This is a genomic window from Aeromonas sp. 600527 (genome assembly GCF_049175415.1).
In the GTDB taxonomy this organism is placed as follows: Bacteria; Pseudomonadota; Gammaproteobacteria; order Enterobacterales; family Aeromonadaceae; genus Aeromonas; species Aeromonas veronii_A.
The window spans coordinates 119,586-136,872 of the sequence record NZ_JAAKVA010000006.1 but is presented as its reverse complement, the minus strand read 5'-3'; the positions used below and the strand labels follow the sequence as shown (position 1 = coordinate 136,872).

The following is a 17,287-nucleotide window of genomic DNA, read 5'->3' as shown; positions in this document are numbered from 1 at the left end:
GTATTCGAAAATGATGGGGAATGATAAAGAAAAGGCGCTGGCTGTGCCAGCGCCCCGGATTCAAGGGGTGCAACTTAGATTGGTTGCGTTGGTTACACCATTGTCCACCAGCAGGGCACAAGGACCGCTAATCACCTGACCGTTGGCAGGCGGTGTCATGGCAATGCTCAGAGAAGCGGGCTTCAGCAAATAGGCTGTATTGCCCTGGGCACTATAAGAAAAACTTATCACCAGAGTACTGTTTTGCGGAGCAGTACAGACATAGGTGGCCGGCTGGTTGTTAGCTTGGGGTTTATCAATACGGCAAGTGGCACCACTAGTAGTCGTAGTGGGCGGATTCAGCCCGTTAAAGGTATTCTTATTGCACGCCGTAGGCGATGAATCCTTGTTACTGACTTTTTCTAGGCACTCGATCCGCCCTGATACCGTGAGGGTTGGCACCGTCTGGGAGCTGGTATCGACCGAGATAGGCATGATGGCGACCTTGGCCTCATTTCGGTCTACCGGTGAGATAAGCGAAGCGGTGATCCCCGAGTTACCCTGATAGGCAGTCACCTTGATCGATGCACTTTGCAACACGTTGGATGCATCCTTGGTGCTCTTCTTGGCGGACAGATAGCCACGGCTATAGCTACCAAAATAATAGCTGCCAAGATCAACGACAGTCTTGACCGGCTCGTTGGTCACACCGACATAGTCAGAGGCACTGCCAGTCAACTGGCCACTCAATGGCACCAGACTCCACTCCGCCAGCATGGTCAGATTGATATCCTGAAACGGGACCTTGGCCAACAGATCCTGAGAAGTCAGATCGAGCTTCGCGAGACTGTCTGGCGAGAGCAGATCCACGTAGATACCTCTGGCAATCAACTGGGCGGTCCCCGTATTCATGGTGATCTTGGTGCTGGTATCTCCTCCTGTCGCAGCATTGGCAGGCAACCAATCCGCAAACTCGGTGATCGTCGGCGCCGTAGCCGTGGGGTTTGCGGTCCAGTTGAGAATGTTCTTCTGCCAGGTGATGTAGGTAGTAACTACGTACTTGATGTAGTTCTGATAGCTAGTCTGGTTTGCGGGCTTGGCAAGAAAATCAGCGCTGGTCACGATAACTTTGATCAGGTTCCAGTCCGGCAGGGGACGATAGTAGCCATCAAGCCTGACAAAGCGGCAGGCATCCACATAATCGCCGCTATTGACCGATGAGAGGCCACTGTTGTAGCGCAGTCGGCTGGTATTGAGTGGAGCGTAAAACTGCTCGAAACTGCTGCCGCTACCATCGAAATGATCCTTGCAGCAGCTGGTGCAGAGACTCGGTTGATCTCTGACACTGCTATTAAGTACCCCGGTCTGCTTGGTAACCTGAGAGCCCACGTTCCAGTACAACAGATTGCTGCTGGTCAAAATGGCCTTACCTGGCAAGTAGGCATTAACGCTCGAGCCATAGCTGCAGGAACAGGAAACCGATGCCAGATCCTGCAGCACCTGTTGGGTATTGCCACCATTGTCTGGCTTATAGGTAACTGTCTCGAATTGCACCAATTTGCCGACAGTACCGTCCTTGGAGGTCACGGTGGGCAATGGCTTGCTGGTCTCTTGTTTGCGCCCTTCCTGGTCAATCTGGATGGAAATGACATCAGGCGCAACCCCGGGGGTATAAACCACATGGGGCGGTTCGCGACTGGTATCCAGCCCCCCGTTAAACTGATTCTGGGTTAACGACTCCACCGGCGATACAGCGCCAGAAAGCAGCAAGGAATGAGACTGCCCGACGCTGTCACTCCAGCTGACGGTTACATTAACCACCTTTCGGCCAGGGTAGGCACGCAAGTAACCCGCCGGGATAGCCGTTTGCCAAGCAGAACCATTCCAGTACTGGTTACTGACAGACCAAGTAAGAGCATAAGTCCCACCACCATCGGGAGGAGTGGCCGAGCTGGAACCGGCCGCGATACTGTTATAGGCAGTGAGCGGAGAAACCGCACTCACCACCCCATTGAAGGTACGAAATGCATCCAGCTTTGACTCCGCCAGCCGCATGGCTACTTCATAGCGGCGACTATCCTGAGAGGTATTGAGCAATGAACGAGACATAGCCACCAGTCCAGCAACCCCCACCCCCAGCAGAACCAGAGTGATCAAAATCTCTAACAGCCCAAATCCCTTGTGCGGTTTCATACATGCTCCTACCAATCGCGCCAGCTACCAGGCACCAGATTGATGCTCTGAAACGCCGCCCCATTTTCGATATTGCTCAACACCGCCTGATCATACTTGGCATCAAAGGTACCGTTAGCCGTTTTGCCCAGTTGATAGTTGGCCACTACAGCACCATTGACGATGGCCCCCCCTTTCAAGCTGATATCGGTAGTCGTAGTTGCAGGTGTGGATGAATAGGCAAACACCAGTCCATAGATGGTGGCGCTCCCATTTACTGTCAGATTGCCATTGCGCACGATGAGTACTACAGGCGCAGATGTAGACCCAATTGACCCACCCGGTTTACAGTCTCCATCGACAATAATCAGGCCGCTCGATGCCGTCGAAAGCGAATCACAATTTTTCAGTAGTTGTACTGCTCGCGACTCCAGATTGGCCCACCCTGTAGCGTCGTCATTTTCATTGAACAGATACCAGACCAGATCAGTGGGGAATGCAGTATCATTGTCTTTTATGTCCGACTGTTTATCGCCCTTCTGACTAATGTAAGCACTGCACCCGCCGCTGTAGTCCCCCTGATGGCAGGTCTGGCCAGAACCATTGGTCAAATCCACATTGCCATTTGTCCAGACTGATAGCGGGACGCCCGGTCCTCCACCGTTGGGGTTAGCCACCACTGTAAAGTTGCCGGATACTGCCATGCCACCAGCAATCGTCAGAGGGGCCGCCGGTGTGCCCGCCAATACGCTTATCTTGATGGCCTTAATTTCAACCTCGGCATTGGCAGTACTGTCCACCAAGCTCGCCATAGCGCGCACTCTAACAGGAACTACATTCGCCCCACCGACAACCACTGCCGGTTCGTCCTGTGCCTGCAGGGTATAATTTCCAGCTGAAACAGTGATAGATATACCGCTACTAGGGGTACGCCAAGCAGCATCTTGCGTGAGCCGTCCAACCCCATCCGAGAGGCCCAGCTCGGCCAGTGCAAGTGCCTGGCGATACTGTACTTCATTAAGACTGACACGACGGTCTGCTACCATCAGTTTGCCCGCCAGCAATGAAATGCCAAGCAGGATCACAATAAGCAATAGCGTAATAGTGAATGTGGTAAAGCCAAGATGACGTTTCATGGCATCAATACCCGTCGTTACGCAGCTTGATATCACGCTGCAGGGTGAGTTTAAGTGCGGGATTCGCCTTTAACTGACCCGATATGCTCAAACGTACCGTTCTCGCGCCAGCCGAGGCACTGCTTCCAAGGAGCGAAAAAGTCAGGTCAGTCACCTCAATAGTGTCATCGGTGCTAAGTAAATTACCTGTGCTGCAACTGGAACCAAGTTGTACCCCTTTGTCAGCACTGTCGTAGCTGTAAATAAAGGTTTCATTGGTACCAAGTATTCCATTGTTATCATCATCGTATTTCAGCCTGATACAGCGATAAATCTTGGAGCCACTGATCGTTTCACTCCTCAAATCGCTGGTGGTATCAAAATAAAATGGCGATTTGACACCCGATGCAGCACCGAGGAATGCAGTCGCAGCCTGGTCGTAACCGGTTCGCTGTACATCGCGGGCAATCATATCGGTGATACTTTGCAGTTCCTGATTTAGACGACTCACCTGCATCGATGTTTGATTGGCCTTGAGAATAGTGGCGAACAAGGATGTTACTGCCGCGACCAAAAACAAACCTGCGACCATGGCCACCATTAACTCGACTATGTTAAAGCCTCGTGCCAGACCTAATCGCATGGAGAGCTCCCCGTTACAGGCTCGGTTCTCACTCGGCCATTCGTGGCAATAATAACCCTGTGCTCAGAGGCACCGTTCTTCAGACAAATAGAACCATTGCCCAAACCGCCACTGCCGTGAAGATCTTTGAATGAGCCTCTGCGATTATTGATTTCAAGAGCATGTTCAGAACCGGATAACTCATAGTTTGTAGTCAGAGTAATACCCTTAAACTCGCTGGCATCGACGCCCTTGCGACCTTCAATAGCAGAACATGAATCCATGCAGCTATTACATGTAGAATCAAGAGCTATGCGATAGCACCAATTGGCCTGCCCCGCATTAAATATCTTGAAGATAATCGGTTTATTACGTTTGATAGCCTCAGACTTGAGCAGCATGATATCCGTGTAAACAGCTTGGGTAGCCGCCTTGACCATCTGTTCCTGGCGCAATGACTGGTAACTGGGAATAGCCACGGTTAGTAGCAGGGCGACCAGAGCCATGGCGATCATCAATTCAATCATGGTAAAACCGGCTGAGCGCCCCTCTGTGAATTCCATTGGCTAAATACTCCTTTCTTTTCGCTCATGCCAGTAGAGTATGAGGTAAGTACTATCCTATAGTATCTACCTGTTTAACGAACCCTGCCGCGCCCATGAGAATCAAACAATCTGGAATCACCCTGCTGGAATTGATGGTGGTCGTTGCCATTGTTGCCATTATTGCTGCTGTCGCCTACCCGAGCTTTACCGACGGTCTGCGTAAATCTCGTCGAGCCGATGCCATCAAGGGCTTGTTGACCATGCAGCTCAAACAGGAAGAATTTCGCATCTCCAATGCCAGTTACAGCAGTGCGATAGCCAGTGTGGGCAACCCAACCAGCGACTACTACACCTTTAGCATTTCTGGCGCCACCGCCACCGCCTACACACTGGTAGCCACCAGCAAGGGGGCCCAGGTCGGTGACAAGGCTGGCAGCACGGCCTGTGATACCCTGACTATCAACAAGGCCGACATCAAGCACCCTGCCGAGTGCTGGAACTGAACGCTACCAGCATTCGGTGGCTGTCATGGTGGCTCGTGATACCCCCTGCAGTCCGCTCTGATCGAGGGTCAACAATCCACAGGGATCGCCATTCATCACACCGGTCGGAATAGCGGTCAGGGTATAACGTGCCCCACTGGCATTGAGCGCCACATTGTAATAAGCAGCACCACCATCCCTCGGTAGGGTCGCCAGGCCGGCAGAGGTCAGGTTACCTGCGTCATAATTGCCGCTGGCGGTAAACTCCCGCTCCAGATATTGTGCAGCTTCCAGCAATACGGCCTTAGCTTCGGCTCGCTTGGCTGCCGCCATGTAGTTGTTGTAACTGGGATATGCGATCGCGGCCAGAATGGCGACCACTGCGACCACTATCATCAACTCAATCAGGGTAAAACCACGTTCCATGCCAACCTCTACTCCAGTTGCAACCAGGACTGACGGCCACCCAGATCGCCTGCCCCCTCTTCCAGCGTGACCGAGATATTACCACTGGAGCCGCTGATATATTTTCGCTCCATCTCGGCATCCTCCACCACGCTTGGCGTCGTGGTGAGCTCATCAAACTGTTTCCCGCTGACAGGTACCTTGATGTCATTACCAGCATCATCCTTGATCGCGACATAATCATCATCGTTAACAGCCCCGTCGCCGTTAACGTCAAACACCGAGTAGGTTAGTCTGGCACCCGAGATGGGATCCAGCTCCATCAGCCAGGAGCGGCCACCAAAATCACAGGCATCCGCTGACGGAATCAATGTGTTGAAAATTAAACGCTTATGCCGATAGAGCATCTCGGAGACAGCCCGTTCCCCTACCCCCTTGCTCAAGCTTGGCGATTTCAATAGCAGATACCAACCCTTTTGGCTGGTGTAATTGACATTCCGGTTGGAGACAACCCTCACGTTGAACTTGATAGTGGTGCCGTTGGCCACAAACTCATGGGTGATGCTCTGCTGCAACAGCTGGCTACTGAGCACGGTAGCCCCCGTATCCCAGATACCGTACACCGCTTCCAGCCTCGGCGTGGCGAGAACCAGTTTGTCATCATTGGTAAAATAACTGCCAGTCCCCATCATTACCATAACCCCCCCCTTAGGGTGACGAATAGCCAAAGGGCGCATGGTAATCGGCTGACGCGTACTGGCACTGCAACTACCATTACAGGCCTGAAACATCGGCGTGGGCTTGCTGCCCGTTTTCAATGCACTTCCCCACTGGGCACTGTTGTTGCCGGTCAGATCGAATTTCCACAGATTGCCGTGCAGGTCACCGGCATAGACATAGTCGACAACCCTGTCCCCGTCTTGATCTACCGGTAAGGGGGAAGATAAACCATTGGGCTCGCTGGCCGACCCCACCTGGGTATCGATCTCCTTGATAATGGCGCCAGTTGCCAGATCCAGCACAAATAGCCTCGCAGTCTGGCTGGTGCTGTTGTAACCATTGGCAACCAGAGCAACCCATTTGTTGTCGGCTTTGACCCGGACCAAAGTGGGTGCCGCCAGTGCAACCCCCATTTCGCTATTGGTGAACTCCCACAGCATCTTATCTGCGGTGAAGTTATCCGGGGCCGTCACATCGATGGCAAATACCGCCTTGCCACCGGCACCAGTGGATCCCAGCAAGATGCTCTTCCAGCGACTGCCCAGATAGGCATCGCCCACCTTGGGCGTCCCATCCACATAGTAGCGATGGCTGTAATTCGGTCTGGTCAACTGAGTCAGCTCGCCCAGCAGGCTGGACGGGATATAGGCCAGCCGCTCGACACCGTCGGAGACTCGAAATCCGTGCAGCATACCGTCATTGGCACCGACATAGAGCATGGGGGGGCGGCGGGTAATCGCCGTTGAGTCTAGAAAAGCCTGGTAACCCTCCCGCTCTGGCTGGGTCAGACCGGCTGCACTGCTGTAACCGTAATCACGCTTGCCCACATAGACGGGATCTGAATTAATGATGTCTCCAAGCAGATCGCTACGATTGCGAAACGCACCGCCATTGCGCTGCTCGCCACTGCGCTCACCGCGCAGATAGGCGACGCGGCTTTCTCCCTGGTTGTCACCAGCAACATTGAATAGAGCCCGGTTGGCCACATTCAGCGTATCCCAACGGAAGGGGATGCCGACACCGTCTTGCCGGGTGAAAATATTGCGTGCTGAAGGCTCGGGGATCAAGGTAGCTGCATCCCAGGCGATCTCCCCAAGGGTGCCATCGCTGTTCAGCGGGATCGAGACCAGTTGCCCCGACCAGTCGCCGCTGTTATAGCGGGCTTGGTAGATGTGGGTATTGCTGTCCAGCCGGGTTGCGTTGGCAGTCACCGAGCTGGCGGAGCTGTTGCGGGCCGCGATCTGGGCCAGGGTGCTGCTCAGGGCTGCGGCGAAGGTATCCGGATCCGCCGCGCTGAAAAAGCTCCCCTTGCTGTTGAGTGCCGCGTGCCACAGGTCATCAATCTTGTACTCCGGAATGTAGGTCGCATTCTTGTACTCCTTGTCATCCGGATCATGGGGATTGGGCCAACGGCTCGGGATACCGTTGGCAGGATTGAGGGAACCGTTGACGCCAAGCCCGACGGTAAAGTTGACCAGATGCTGCCAATTGGCCGGATCCGCCGTGCTGGTCGGCACCTTGTTGGCGAGATCGGGGCGCAGATCGGTCTTCCAGTACTGGTAGGCCACATCGGCCAGCGTATTCTCGATGCTATCTTTGTCCTGATCGCCGACCCAGGGAGAATTTCCGTTCCAGTAGCCATCAGTCATCAGGATGTTGTAGCTCTGCCGGCAGGTGAGGTGGGGCAAGGTGCTGCCGGCACTGGCCGCCCAGGGGCCGTTTTTGTCAGTGCGGGAGAAGTACTCCCCCACGTCCTTCAGACTGGTGCGCAGCGGCGTGCCGGCGGCCGGAATATCGCGGCTGTAAAGGTCGCTGAAAAAGGCGCTGCGATCGGTTCCGGAGAAAGGCGCTACCCCGCGGATCACACTGCCGCTAGCATTGATGGTGGCAAACCCCACCCGGAGGGCCTGCCCTTGGCTGGCAAAGGCACGGCCGACCCCGGCACGAGCCGCTAGGATCCGGGAGCGGTAGTAGGTATACCAGTTGGCAAAGTTCTGGATCTCCTCGTCATAAGTACAAACGGGGGCGCTCTTACAATCACTGCGATTGGGCCGCCCGCCATAGGTGCTGCCGGACTTTATCTCGACCCGGGTATAACTGCTCACTTTCTTCACGTCACCACTGCCTTTGTAGGCAAAGTAGACGGCTGGCCAGAAGGTCTCGTCATCTTTGTAATCGGTGGAAGAGAATCCGGTGTAGTAACGCAGGGACTTGGAGCGGTTGTTCTTGGTCAGATCACGACAGCCGGCGGCGGTATTGAAGGGGTTGTGCGGTGCACAGCTGATGCTGGCATTCGCCATCGGGGTACCATCCGCCTTGGCCCAGGGCCGATAGCTCTGCTGCGGGTTGTAGTAGAGTTTGTTGTTGTTGCTTGAGCGGGTATAGGCATTGCGGTCGTTATTGCTGGTGAAAGTCACGGTCCGGTTGTCATAATCCTCGCTGCCATAGACATTGTCGGCTCTGGGGTAGACGTAGCGAGCGCTGTTCTCAATCAACCCCTCCGGCATCAACTCGAAATGCATCGAGCCCGAATCATCCAGGGTAAACATGATATTGGGATCGGCCCGGGTGCCGAGATAGAGGGGAACCTGGGCAATATCGAGCGCCGCCTGTGCCGAAGCACAGCAGAGCATCACTGAAAGGCCAAAACCAAGTTTGCCCATACACCGCCTCCTAGCGACTATAGGTCGATTGCAACAGCACCCGGCTCTCGTCAGAGAGACCAAATCCCCTTGCAGTAATACGATATAGACGACGCTCACTGATGGGCTCATCGACTGCCAGATCCTCGCTCCCCCCCTGGGTATAGGGCAACCGTTCGATAAAGTATTCGGGAGCGCGCCCCGCCAGACCACTGTTGGTATAGGTACGCCAGGCGGTCGAAGGGGAGGCAGGATCCACCGCGGTGTCGATAAATTCATACAGGCCCGCGCTGTTGTCATAGGGACCCGAGTTGCCAGCCTCGATATAGCGCTCGGCAGCGCGCAGGCCCGCTTCTGCCGCCTGCAATGCCTGCAGTGCCTCTTTCTGGTTACCCGCCATCTTCTCTTGCAACTGCGCCCCACGCATGCTGGCCATACCCAGCAGGCTCACCATGACCAGAAAAATCAGGCTGATCACCAGCGCCATCCCCTGCTGTCGATCCATCATGACTGGGCTCCTCAAGGTAGCCGATTGCGCAGCGCAACTGTGGTTTCGGCGACCCAGTACCAGTTGCGATCGGTCGCCCGGAAGGTGGCTCCGGCAAAGCTAAGGGCCTGCGGAGACGACACCACATTACCCTGGTTGCTGCGCATCAAAAGTTGCACTCCAATCCCCAGTACATTGTCCCAGTTTGGATTACCTGCGGCGCTCACGTAGCGATCTGCCGCACGATCCCGGTTCTGATCCTCACCGAATGTAAGTTGCATATTGGCAACCCCTTCGATAAGGGGCATACCTGCAGCCACCCCGTTCTTGCGATAAAGCGCGTAGGGGCTGCTGGCAGAGGGGCGGGCGATATAGTAGAGACGGGTTTCCACCCTGTTCACGACCGAGCCAAGACCGAATCGCTCCTCGGGTGGGCTGCTGGCCCCCCCCCAGGAACTGCTGGCATTGCCTGGCGTATATTTGTTGTCATTGGAGTGGACGATATTGACCTCACGCCCCCCTGCCACGCCCTGTACTTTGGTGACCTGAAATATTCTGGCCTTCTGACAGTCGGAGACCATGACGATATCTCCCTCGCACAGATCGCTATAACCCTGTGCGCCGGAACCACAATAGTCGGCCTTGCTGGATAGCTGCTGCACAAACAGCTGGGCGGCACTGTTATGATTATCACGACTGAGCGGAACCCCAACCCCAACCGGCCCCTGAACCAACAGGATATCGCTACCCGGCATGGGTCTGGGCTCGGAACCGCTGAACAGAGCAGACAGCTCGGCTGGCAAAGTGGACGTCACATTGTCGTAACCACGCAAAAAGGTGGTGAAGTTGTAGGGCAGTGCCGTACTGTTATTGAGGGTATTGGTGATATTGACCCCCTGCTTGCTGAGACACCCCTGATAGCCCACCATACGCAGCTCTTTTTGCAGCAGATTGGTGGCAAATCCGCTATCTTCCCGCACCCGGGCAATGGCCTCGCCAGTGAGATAGGTTTTGTGATTGCCGAGAAACACCTGAATCATGACCCCCACCGTTATCAGCGAGAGCACCAGGGCGATCATCACCTCGACCAAGCCGATCCCGTGCTGGTGTAGCGGCAAACCGCTCCTGCTCATAGGTCCGTCCTCAGGATCATGCTGCGCGACGCTGGATCAGTCGACAGCCGACTGCTATCCCACTGAATAGTGATGGTGGCCCTTCCGGCACTGACCGATACGGCGCCATCGCCACCTGGTAGCTCGGCCACGACCCGCTTCCAGTGCAGCAGATCCTGAACCGCCATAGAGCTACCCGAGACAGTTTCGCCCAAGTCGATATTGTATTGCCCGTTCAGAGCCGCGCTGCGATTAGCCCGCATCATATCGTTGATCATGTATGCATACTGGGTCGCCTCGGTACGCGTCAGCGCCGACTGGTTACTCTTGAGAGCCTGCAGTTGCAGAGTAGCCATCCCCAGAATACCGATGGAGAGCACCAGTACCGAGATCATTATTTCAAGCAGTGACAAACCCCGTTCTCGCATCATGGGCAACTAGCCTCGGTAATGGAGGGGCGACCAGCGACTGTGATGTTGATATCACGGGAGGCCTCATTTCTGCACTCATCGGGACGCAGAGAAAATACCCGGGCCAAGGGAGTACGACCATCAAGAAAACCCTCGCTATTAAAACGCAGCAGGGAGGTATTGCTGCTCAGGACTCCACTCCCCATATCGGGAAAGTCTCGCAACAACTCACCATTATCCAGTATGCCGTTGCCGTTGCCATCAACCCAGATCTGCCAACCGGCCTCCCAGTGATGCTGGGTCAGGTTATCGGCAGCAGCGGAGAGGATCACTACCGTGTTGCGACGAATGGCTTCCGAGCGGGCAAGGTTGATAGCTGCAACAAAGTTGTTGGCCTGAGTATTGAGAGAAATGGTGCGCAACAAAGCGCTGAAGGAAGGAACCCCCAACGTGAGTAACAAAGAGACGAGCGCTATGGTCACCATAAGCTCGATAAGGCTAAAACCTGAACGCAAAAACATCCTGTTTCGCTCTGATCTGTTCCAGGAGGACAGACACACTCCATGTGTGCTAAGCCAGAATAAGGGCTTGCTGGCAAGTCTATGCCGGGCACTTGGGGTTTCAATCCCGGCAATGCAAAAGTTCGAGCTACATCATCAATTTTTGCTGCGATCTGGTTGCGAACATGCAAAAAGGACTCGTTGGGACCAAAAAAGCCACCTCAACGAGGTGGCTCTGGCAATAAACCGACATCTAGCAAGATGACAGGGATCAGAGGATCCGCAGCTCGGGTGGTACCTCAAACACCACGTTCTCTTCGCGACCGGGGTGCTCGGCGACGACCTTGCCACCCAACTCCCGCAGGCGTGCAATCACAGACTGCACCAGCACCTCGGGGGCGGATGCACCTGCAGTGACGCCGATCGCTTTCACGCCTTCCAGCCAGCTCGCCTCGATCATCGACGCATCGTCGATAAGATAGGCTCTGGCACCCACCTTCTCGGCCAGCTCGCGCAGACGGTTGGAGTTGGAAGAGTTGCGAGACCCCACCACCAGCATGACGTCCACCAGCCCCGCCATCTCCCGCACCGCATCCTGACGGTTTTGGGTGGCGTAGCAGATATCGTCCTTGCGCGGCCCCTGGATCTTGGGGAAGTGCTTGCGCAGCGCATCGATGACGTCAGAGGTCTCATCCACGCTCAGGGTGGTCTGGGTGACGAAGCAGAGGTCATCCGGATTCTTTACCTTGAGCTTGGCCACATCTTCCGGTGTTTCTACCAGATACATTCCGCCTTCGCGATTCTCGTACTGCCCCATGGTCCCGATCACCTCGGGGTGACCGGCGTGGCCGATGAGCACAGCCTCGGAGCCCTTGCGGCTGGCGCGATGAACCTCCATGTGCACCTTGGTCACCAGCGGACAGGTGGCATCGAATACCTTGAGGGAGCGGGACTTGGCCATCTCGCGCACTGTCTTGGCCACGCCGTGAGCAGAGAAGATGACGATGCTGTCGTCCGGCACCTCGTCCAGCTCCTCGACGAAGACAGCGCCCGCCTCTTTCAGCTTGTTCACCACATAGCGGTTATGCACCACTTCGTGACGGACATAGATGGGGGCCCCAAACTTCTCCAGCGCGCTCTCGACAATGCTGATGGCGCGATCGACACCGGCGCAGAAGCCACGTGGGTTAGCCAGCAGAATATCCATTAATGCACCTTCTCCTCATCATCAACGCCCAGGATCTCCACCTCGAAGGTGACGGTATGACCGGCCAGCGGATGGTTGAAGTCGACCGTCACCGACATCCCGGCGACCGCCCGGATGATGCCCGGCAGCTCGCTACCGTTAGGCTGATCGAACAGGATGATGGTGCCAACTTTTGGCTCCACATCGGCGCCAAACTTGGCACGGTCGAGATGGTAGATGTTGTCGGGGTTGGAGAGGCCAAAGGCCTCTTCCGGCGCCAGCGTGAAGCTCTTGCTCTCCCCTTCGCTCAGCCCCAGCAGGCACTGCTCGAAGGTGGGGGTCAGGCTGCCATCGCCCATCCGCAGGCGGGCAGGTTTGCCGTGCAGCGCCGTGCTGTCGGCAACCGAGCCATCTTCCAGCTTGATGGAGAAGTGGAACAGCACGCTGCTGTTAGCGGTGATCTGCTGGCTCATGCCTGCTCCTTTTTCTCACCACGGAACCCGTCCAGCACAATCATGGCGGCCCCGATAAAGATAAAGCTGTCGGCTAGATTAAATGCCGGCCAATGCGTACGCTGCCAGTAGAAGTCGAGAAAATCGACCACATGGCCCAACACCAGTCGATCAAAGACGTTGCCAAGAGCGCCGCCGATGATGAGTGAATAGGCGATACCGCTCCAACGCTGGGTCACCGACTGCTTGCGTAGCCAGTGGATCAGCAATCCACAGATGGCAAAAGCCAGCACCGCGAAGAACCAGCGCTGCCAGCCCCCCTGATCAGCCAGAAAGCTGAATGCGGCCCCCTTGTTGTAGACGTGAACCAGATTGAAGAAGGGGGTGATCTCCACCCCCGGGTAACCAAATGGCAGCAACTTGACCACGGCGAGCTTGCTCGCCTGGTCCAGTACAAAGGCCAGCACTGCCAGCCACAGCCAACGCAGGCCGCTTTTATGTTGAGTTATGTTCATCAGGCAAATTGACGAGTTTCGCCGTCACCCTCAACGTTGGTCACACAGCGACCACAGATCTCTTCGTGACCCGCGATGGTGCCCACATCTTCTACATGGTGCCAGCAGCGGTCGCACTTGGCGGCGGCAGACTGGGCCACGCTCAGCCACAGGTCATCACGCTCGGTCGCCACAGAGCCTTCCGGCGCAGTGTCAGCCTCCACAACCTTGGCTTTGGAGGTGAGCAGCACGAAGCGCAGCTCATCGGCCAGCGCGTTCAGACGAGCGGCCAGCTCCGGCTTGGCGAACAGGGTCAGCTCGGCCTGCAGGGAGCCGCCGATGCGCTTCTCACCACGAGCCACTTCCAGCGCCTTGTTCACTTCACCGCGCACGGTGAGGATCTCGGCCCAGAACTCGTCGTTGAGGGTTTCACCCGCTTCCAGCCCGAACAGGCCGTCGTACCACTCTTCGGTGAAGACGAACTCGCCGCGCTCACCCGGCAGCAGGGCCCAGATTTCATCAGCGGTGAAGCTCATGATCGGCGCCATCCAGCGCACCATGGCCTCGGCAATGTGATAGAGGGCGGTCTGGCAGGAGCGACGGGCCAGGCTGTCAGCCTTGGCGGTGTACTGGCGATCCTTGATGACGTCCAGATAGAAGGAGCCCATCTCGATGGAGCAGAACTGCATCAGCTTCTGGGTTACACCGTGGAAGTTGTACTCATCGAACGCTGCCATGATCTCGGCCTGTACCGCTTTGGCACGACCGACAGCCCAACGATCCACCACTACCATGTCGGCAGGCGCCACCATGTCGGTCGCCGGATTGAAGCCGTTCAGGTTGGCCAGCAGGAAGCGGGCAGTGTTGCGAATACGACGATAAGCATCGGCAGAGCGCTTGAGGATCTCGTCGGAGACAGTCATCTCGCCGGTGTAGTCAGTGCTCGCTACCCACAGACGCAGGATGTCGGCACCCAGCTTGTTCATCACGTCCTGCGGGCTGACCACGTTGCCGATGGATTTGGACATCTTGCGACCCTGACCATCAACAGTGAAACCGTGAGTCAGCACCTGGTTGTACGGGGCCTTGTCTTTCATGGCCACGCCGATCATCAGGGAGGACATGAACCAGCCGCGGTGCTGGTCAGAGCCTTCCAGATACATGTCGGCTGGCTTGCCGTTGAACTCGGGACGGGCATCAACCACGGAGGCATGGGTAGAACCGGAGTCAAACCAGACGTCGAGGGTATCAGGTACTTTCTCGTAGTTGTCGGCATCGGCACCCAGCAGCTCCGCCTTGTCCAGATCCCACCATGCCTGAATGCCGGACTGCTCGACCCGCTTGGCTACTTCGTGCATCAGGCGCACGGATTCCGGGTGCAGTTCCTGAGTCTCTTTGTGGACGAACAGGGAGATGGGCACACCCCAGGTACGCTGACGGGAGATACACCAGTCAGGACGGTTCTCGACCATCGCCTGAATGCGGTTTTTACCCCAGGCCGGTACCCAGCCGCTCTGGCCTTGCTGGGCAATGCCGTCCTTCTCGATGCGCTCGATCTCTTCCAGCGCGCGCTTGCGCAGACCCTTCTGCTCCATGCTGATGAACCACTGCGGGGTGGCACGGAAGATGATCGGGGTCTTGTGACGCCAGCAGTGCGGATAGGAGTGGTTGAACACCTTGTGGTGCAGCAGGGCGCCGCGCTCGGTCAGCACTTCGATCACGGAGGCATTGGCCTTGAACACATGCTGGCCGGCAAACAGTTCGGTATCCGGCAGGTAAACACCGTTGCTGCCAACCGGGTTGGCCACTTCCAGACCGTACTTCTGACCGACCACGAAGTCTTCCTGACCGTGGCCAGGTGCGGTGTGAACGGCACCGGTACCGGCATCCAGGGTGACGTGGTCACCCAGTACCACCGGCACGTCGAAGCTGTAGAAGGGGTGGTTGAAGCGCAGCAGCTCGAGTGCGGCGCCCTTGGCGTAACCCAGATTGTGGAACTTCTCGATACCGGCGCGATCCATCACATCCTTGACCAGCTCGGCGGCCAGGATCAGACGCTCGGGGTGCTCACCTTCAACCTGCACCAGTGCGTAATCCAGATCGGCGTGCATGGCGATGGCGCGGTTGGCTGGCAGGGTCCACGGAGTGGTGGTCCAGATCACCGCAGAGATCGGGCCCTTGCCGGTGTGGCCTTCGGCGCAGTCAAACTTGGCGGTAACGGTCGCCTCATCGACGGCCTTGAAGCGCACATCGATGGAGGGAGAGTTCTTGTCGTAGTACTCCACCTCGGCTTCAGCCAGCGCGGAGCCGCAATCGGTACACCAGTGCACCGGCTTGGAGCCTTTGTGCAGGTGGCCGTTTTCAACGATCTTGGCCATGGAGCGGATGATGTTGGCTTCGGTGCCAAAATCCATGGTCAGGTAGGGGTGTTCCCAGTCACCCAGCACACCCAGACGGATGAAGTCGGTCTTCTGCGCTTCGATCTGGGTCTTGGCGTATTTGCGGCACTCGGCGCGGAATTCGGCAGCGGAAACCTTCTCGCCCGGCTTGCCGACCATGCCTTCCACTTTCAGTTCGATAGGCAGACCGTGGCAATCCCAACCCGGCACATAGGGGGAATCAAAACCGGAGAGGCCCTTGGACTTGATGATGATGTCTTTGAGGATCTTGTTGACCGAGTGACCGATGTGAATATTGCCGTTCGCATAGGGGGGGCCATCATGCAGAATGAAAGAAGGCTTGCCCGCTTTGGCGCGGCGAATAGCGCCGTAGAGATCCTGATCGTACCAACGTTTCAGCATGTTGGGTTCGCGCTTGGCCAGATCGCCACGCATCGGAAACTCGGTTTCCGGAAGATTCAGGGTGTGTTTATAGTCGCTCATCAGTCCTGGGTTCCCTTCTTTTCTAAAAGAGTGCTGGGTAAATTGAATTGTGGCAGCCCGAACCAGGCTCGGGCCGCCAGGGCATCTCGTTCGATCTGCTCTTTCAAGGCAGTGAAAGAGGCAAACTTCTGCTCTTCGCGCAGCTTGTGGCGAAGCAGCACCTTGACCTGCTGACCATATAGATCACCAGAAAAATCAAATAGATGTACTTCCAATCTGGCTTGTGTACCGCTCAAGGTCGGCCGTACACCCACATTGGCTACACCGGGGAAGGTCTTGCCGGAACATATCACTTCCACCGCAAACACGCCACCGACCGGGATCACCTGACGCTTGAGGGCCAGATTGGCGGTGGGAAAACCTATGGTGCGCCCTAGCTTGTCGCCGTGGGCCACCCGGCCGCTGATGGTGTAGGGGCGGCCAAGCATCAGCTCCACCTCCGCCATCCGGCCCGCCTTAAGGGCTTCACGCACCAGGGTGCTGCTGACCCGCTGCCGTTCGAGCTGGAAGCTCTGGGTGCTGATCACCTCGAAACCGAAGCGATGGCCCGCCTCCTCCAGCAGGTGGAAATCCCCTTCCCGCCCCTTGCCGAAGCGAAAATCATCGCCGACCACCAGATAGCGCACCCCGAGCTTCTCCACCAGCAACTGCTCGATGAAGGTCGAAGCCGCCTGCTCGGCGAAGCGGTGGCTGAAGCGCACGCAGAGCATGCGATCGATATCCAGCCCCTGCAGCGCTTCGTACTTTTCCCGCAACCGGCTCAGCCGGGCGGGCGCCGCCGTGCCGGCAAACAGCTCCAGCGGCTGCGGTTCAAACAGCATGACGCAGGCGGGCAATCCCAGCTGGGCCGCTTTCTCCTTGAGACGTGCCAATACCGCATGGTGACCCTGATGAACCCCATCAAAGTTGCCAATGGTTAATACACATCCCCGGTGACGGGGCTTGAGATTGTGAATGCCGCGAATAAGCTCCATCAGTGCCTTGTGCGTTGCTGCCATGGAAATCGGCGGATTATATATCAGGCAGCAGACATGGTCAGCCCTCATAGCCTGATTTCAACTATACGGGCCCATCACGCCCCC

Annotated in this window: 16 protein-coding genes; 1 reads left to right on the top strand and 15 read right to left on the bottom strand. The window is 56.5% G+C overall.

All coding sequences use genetic code 11. The features are described 5' to 3' along the window. Positions 1–60: 60 nt before the first annotated feature. Genes G5154_RS10165 through G5154_RS10150 form a run of 4 tightly spaced genes read right to left on the bottom strand, consistent with a single transcriptional unit; the run spans position 61 to position 4,451 of the window. Entirely contained in the window at positions 61–2,172 is a 2,112-nt protein-coding gene (locus G5154_RS10165; RefSeq protein WP_337073216.1) for a type IV pilus modification PilV family protein, read from the bottom strand. 8 nt (positions 2,173–2,180) lie between these two features. Continuing rightward, entirely contained in the window at positions 2,181–3,287 is a 1,107-nt protein-coding gene (locus tag G5154_RS10160) for a PilX N-terminal domain-containing pilus assembly protein (protein ID WP_421250765.1), read from the bottom strand. Between the two features lie 4 nt (positions 3,288–3,291). Then, the gene (locus G5154_RS10155) at positions 3,292–3,879 is read right to left on the bottom strand and encodes a PilW family protein (RefSeq protein WP_216980263.1); all 588 of its coding nucleotides are present in this window, start codon (positions 3,877–3,879) and stop codon (positions 3,292–3,294) included. A 20-nt stretch (positions 3,880–3,899) separates the two neighbouring features. Continuing rightward, positions 3,900–4,451: a GspH/FimT family pseudopilin gene (locus tag G5154_RS10150; protein ID WP_216980090.1), complete on the bottom strand. Its 552-nt coding sequence runs from the start codon at positions 4,449–4,451 to the stop codon at positions 3,900–3,902. A gap of 95 nt (positions 4,452–4,546) precedes the next feature. Between G5154_RS10150 and G5154_RS10145 the strand changes: the two genes are divergently transcribed. Further along, positions 4,547–4,936: a type IV pilin protein gene (locus G5154_RS10145; RefSeq protein ID WP_216980089.1), complete on the top strand. Its 390-nt coding sequence runs from the start codon at positions 4,547–4,549 to the stop codon at positions 4,934–4,936. 3 nt (positions 4,937–4,939) lie between these two features. On the opposite strand, the gene tppA is transcribed toward G5154_RS10145, so the two are convergent. The 11 genes from tppA to ribF form a co-directional block, all read right to left on the bottom strand. Next, positions 4,940–5,341, bottom strand: a complete 402-nt coding sequence (tppA, locus tag G5154_RS10140) for a type IVa pilus pseudopilin TppA (protein ID WP_216980088.1) — start codon at positions 5,339–5,341, stop codon at positions 4,940–4,942. 8 nt (positions 5,342–5,349) lie between these two features. Next, entirely contained in the window at positions 5,350–8,703 is a 3,354-nt protein-coding gene (locus tag G5154_RS10135) for a pilus assembly protein (RefSeq protein WP_421250764.1), read from the bottom strand. A gap of 10 nt (positions 8,704–8,713) precedes the next feature. After that, positions 8,714–9,190, bottom strand: coding sequence for a pilus assembly PilX family protein (locus G5154_RS10130; RefSeq protein WP_123173790.1), 477 nt, complete (start codon positions 9,188–9,190; stop codon positions 8,714–8,716). Positions 9,191–9,201: 11 nt separating this feature from the next. Beyond that, the gene (locus tag G5154_RS10125; RefSeq protein WP_216980086.1) at positions 9,202–10,302 is read right to left on the bottom strand and encodes a PilW family protein; all 1,101 of its coding nucleotides are present in this window, start codon (positions 10,300–10,302) and stop codon (positions 9,202–9,204) included. Beyond that, positions 10,299–10,712: a type IV pilus modification protein PilV gene (gene pilV, locus G5154_RS10120; protein ID WP_216980085.1), complete on the bottom strand. Its 414-nt coding sequence runs from the start codon at positions 10,710–10,712 to the stop codon at positions 10,299–10,301. Before pilV ends, G5154_RS10125 begins: the two co-directional genes overlap by 4 nt. Further along, the gene (tppE, locus tag G5154_RS10115; protein WP_216980084.1) at positions 10,709–11,212 is read right to left on the bottom strand and encodes a type IVa pilus pseudopilin TppE; all 504 of its coding nucleotides are present in this window, start codon (positions 11,210–11,212) and stop codon (positions 10,709–10,711) included. Before tppE ends, pilV begins: the two co-directional genes overlap by 4 nt. A gap of 250 nt (positions 11,213–11,462) precedes the next feature. Further along, positions 11,463–12,398 carry a 4-hydroxy-3-methylbut-2-enyl diphosphate reductase gene (gene ispH, locus G5154_RS10110; RefSeq protein ID WP_421250763.1) on the bottom strand — a complete coding sequence of 312 codons (936 nt, stop codon included), beginning with the start codon at positions 12,396–12,398 and terminating at the stop codon, positions 11,463–11,465. Then, on the bottom strand, positions 12,398–12,850 hold the full coding sequence (gene fkpB, locus G5154_RS10105) for an FKBP-type peptidyl-prolyl cis-trans isomerase (protein WP_005341354.1): 453 nt from the start codon (positions 12,848–12,850) through the stop codon (positions 12,398–12,400). The genes ispH and fkpB overlap by 1 nt, the downstream gene beginning before the upstream one ends. After that, positions 12,847–13,344 (bottom strand): signal peptidase II, encoded by a 498-nt coding sequence (lspA, locus tag G5154_RS10100; RefSeq protein ID WP_421263928.1) that lies wholly within the window; start codon positions 13,342–13,344, stop codon positions 12,847–12,849. The genes fkpB and lspA overlap by 4 nt, the downstream gene beginning before the upstream one ends. Next, on the bottom strand, positions 13,344–16,205 hold the full coding sequence (ileS, locus tag G5154_RS10095; protein WP_421260209.1) for an isoleucine--tRNA ligase: 2,862 nt from the start codon (positions 16,203–16,205) through the stop codon (positions 13,344–13,346). Before ileS ends, lspA begins: the two co-directional genes overlap by 1 nt. Further along, positions 16,205–17,179: a bifunctional riboflavin kinase/FAD synthetase gene (ribF, locus tag G5154_RS10090; protein ID WP_111901026.1), complete on the bottom strand. Its 975-nt coding sequence runs from the start codon at positions 17,177–17,179 to the stop codon at positions 16,205–16,207. Before ribF ends, ileS begins: the two co-directional genes overlap by 1 nt. Positions 17,180–17,287: the final 108 nt, after the last annotated feature.